The following is a 3,047-nucleotide window of genomic DNA, read 5'->3' on the forward strand; positions in this document are numbered from 1 at the left end:
GGATGGATTCGTCGGCGTCGCAGGTGAATTGGCGACCGCTAGGCTGGACTGTGACTTGGAAACTCATACAATTCTGCTTCTGGATTAATTTGGGTGGAATATCGTGAAAAAACTGGGCTTGCCCCGTGTACTGATCCTGGGCTGCGGCGACGTCGGCCTGCGCCTGTTGCCGCTGCTGCTGCCGCGCTATCGCGTGCTGGCCGTCACCAGCCAGCCTGGGCGCTGCGCCGAACTGCGCGCGGCCGGGGCCGTTCCGGTACTGGCTGACCTCGATCATCCCCTGAGCCTGGGCCGCCTGGCGCGCCTGGCACCGACCATCGTGCATCTGGCGCCGCCGCAGTCCGAAGGTCGTCTCGACCGCCGTACCCGCAATTTGGCCGCCATTTTACCCGAGGGCGCGCGCCTGGTTTATATCAGCACCACCGGTGTCTACGGAGATTGCGCTGGCGCAAGTTTCGATGAGACGCGCCGCGTGCATCCGCAAAACACCCGCGCCGTGCGTCGGGTCGATGCCGAAACCGTGCTGCGCGCCTGGGCCCGGCGTCGCCACGGCAAGCTTGCCATCCTGCGCGTGCCCGGCATCTACGCTGCCGACCGTCTGCCGCTGGAGCGCCTGCACAAGGGCTTGCCGGCGCTGTCGGCGGCCGAAGACGTCTATACCAACCACATCCATGCCGATGACCTGGCCCGCGTCGCCGCCGCCGCCCTGCGCCTAGGCGCGCCCAACCGCATCTATCACGCGGTGGATGACAGCGACCTCAAGATGGGCGACTACTTCGACCTGGTGGCCGATGCCGCCGGCCTGTCGCGCCCGCCGCGCCTGCCGCGCAGCGAGCTGGAACGCAACGTCTCGCCGATGATGCTGTCCTTCATGTCGGAGTCGCGTCGCCTGGAGAATCGCCGCATCAAGGAAGAGCTGGGCGTGCGGCTACGCTACCCGGACGTGCCTAGCCTGCTGGCGCAATGGAAACTGACAAGAAACTGAAGAAAACTGCCATCTATATGCGTTTTTCACGCCTTTCTTATTCGGAATATGAATAAGCATACGATTTTTAAGTAGTTGTTTTGCCTGGCGGGCAACAGTACAGTCCATGCCTGAATAAAAGGGGATAGCCGCGCCGGACCACCTGGCAGGCCCACAACACGGCCGCCGGCACCTTCCCATCACTCCATTCCTAGCGCGGCCAGTGGGCCGGACGACATGAAGCTATCTTTCAACAACGTCGCCAAGCGGTTCGGCGACCTGCACGTGATCGAGGAATTCACCCGCGAGATTGCCTCGGGTGAACTGGTCGCGCTGGTCGGCCCTTCCGGTTGCGGCAAGTCCACGCTGCTGCACATGGCAGCCGGCCTGGAAAAGCCCAGCAGCGGCACGGTCGCCGGCGATGGCCAGGCCATCCGTGGCCCGCATCCCGAGCGCACCCTGATGTTCCAGGAAAACGCCCTCTATCCCTGGCTGACCCTGCAGCAGAACGTGGCCTTGGCCCTGGAATTCCAGGGCGTGGACAAGAAGGCCGCCGCCGAGCAGGCCCGCACCTGGCTGGACAAGGTCAAGCTCAAGGGTTTCGAACAGTATTACCCGCACCAGGTCTCGGGCGGGATGCGCCAGCGCGCCGCCCTGGCGCGCGCCTTCATCTCGCAACCCAAGGCCTTGCTGCTGGATGAACCTTTTGGCGCACTCGATGCGCTCACCCGCATGACCCTCCAGGATGCCCTGCGCGAGCTGATCCGCCAGCAGGGCCCGACCGTGGTGCTGGTGACGCACGATGTGGATGAAGCTTTGTTCCTGGCTGACCGCATCTTCGTGTTCAGCCCGCGCCCGGCCAAGGTCTTGAAGGAATTCAACCTGGTGCATCACGAAAAGACGCACGACCTGTCCGAATTCGCGGCCACCCGTCGCGAGATCCTTGGCCTGCTGGGCATCCATGCCGAGCAGGATGAATTGCCAAAACCTAGAAGGGGTTGGAGTATGAAACTCGCACGCATCCTGGCGCCGGCCATCACCGCCGCCGCCCTGGCTTTTTCCGGCAACGCCTTGGCCCTGGAAAAATTCAAGATCGGCTACCTGCGCGTGATGGACGATGCGCAAGCCATGGCCGCCTATGAGGCCGGTCTGTACAAGAAGTACGGCCTGGACGTCGAGTTGATCGAGTTCAAGTCCGGCACCGACCTGGTCAAGGCAATTGTCGGCGGCCAGCTCGATAGCGGCGTGTTCGGCTTTTCCAATGCCGTGGCTTGGGCCTCCAAGGGCGCTGACCTGAAGGTGGTGGGCGGCGCGCAACTGGGCTACCACGCCCTGGTGGCGCGGGACGATTCGGGCATCAACAAGGTGGCCGACCTGAAGGGCAAGACCCTGGCCTCGCAAGCCGAGGGCAGCACGGCTGACACCGTGCTCAAGGGCGTGGTGCTCAAGGATGCCGGCCTCAAGCCGGATGATGTGAACGTGATGGGCGTCTCGCCCCAGGTGGCGGTGCAGTCGCTGGTGGGCAAGCGGGTCGACGCCGCCTTCCTGTTCGAGCCACAGGCGCGCATCGCGCAACTGATCGCGCCGGTCAAGCAGGTCTATGAGATCGGTGAAGTCTGGCCTTTCCCCTGCATGGTGGTCATCACTTCCGGCGAGACCCTGAAGAAGAAACGCGATGCGGTCTGGAAGTCGCTCGATGCGCAACGGGATGCCATCACCCTGCTGCAGAAGAAACCAGCCGAAGCCTCCAAGCTGATCGCCGGCTACTTCATCGCCGAACCGACCTTGAAGACCTTGAAGCATGGCGAGATGCTGCGCGAAGACGTGATCCGCGATGCCATCAAGAGCCAGACCTTCACCCCCAAGATCAGCAAGAAGGACCAGGACCGGATGCAGGAAATCGCCGATATCCTGCAGTCGCAGGGTTCCTTGAAGACCCGCGACGGCAAGCCCTTCGATGTCAATGGCATCACCGACCTGTCGTGGCAGAACGCGCGCAAGCTGTAAAACCTAAGTTTTTGGTGTGCGCAATATAAGTTTTTTCCCTGGCCGGACGTAGTCCGGCCATCGTCTTTTATCAGTC

At 62.8% G+C, this 3,047-nt stretch carries 2 protein-coding genes and 1 pseudogene; all 3 read left to right on the forward strand.

Annotated elements, in window-relative coordinates; genetic code table 11:
* Nucleotides 1–103: 103 nt before the first annotated feature.
* The 3 genes and pseudogenes from I5W_RS26690 to I5W_RS26695 all read left to right on the forward strand — a co-directional run bounded on the left by I5W_RS26690 (nucleotide 104) and on the right by I5W_RS26695 (nucleotide 2,971).
* Nucleotides 104–985 (forward strand): sugar nucleotide-binding protein, encoded by an 882-nt coding sequence (locus I5W_RS26690; RefSeq protein WP_044531533.1) that lies wholly within the window; start codon nucleotides 104–106, stop codon nucleotides 983–985.
* 216 nt (nucleotides 986–1,201) lie between these two features.
* Nucleotides 1,202–1,933, forward strand: a pseudogene (locus I5W_RS30620) (ABC transporter ATP-binding protein); the annotation flags it as partial.
* A 36-nt stretch (nucleotides 1,934–1,969) separates the two neighbouring features.
* On the forward strand, nucleotides 1,970–2,971 hold the full coding sequence (locus tag I5W_RS26695) for an ABC transporter substrate-binding protein (protein ID WP_017453001.1): 1,002 nt from the start codon (nucleotides 1,970–1,972) through the stop codon (nucleotides 2,969–2,971).
* The last annotated feature ends 76 nt before the right edge of the window (nucleotides 2,972–3,047 follow it).

It is taken from the genome of Herbaspirillum sp. B65, assembly GCF_000333555.1.
Taxonomy (GTDB): domain Bacteria; phylum Pseudomonadota; class Gammaproteobacteria; order Burkholderiales; family Burkholderiaceae_D; genus Herbaspirillum; species Herbaspirillum rubrisubalbicans.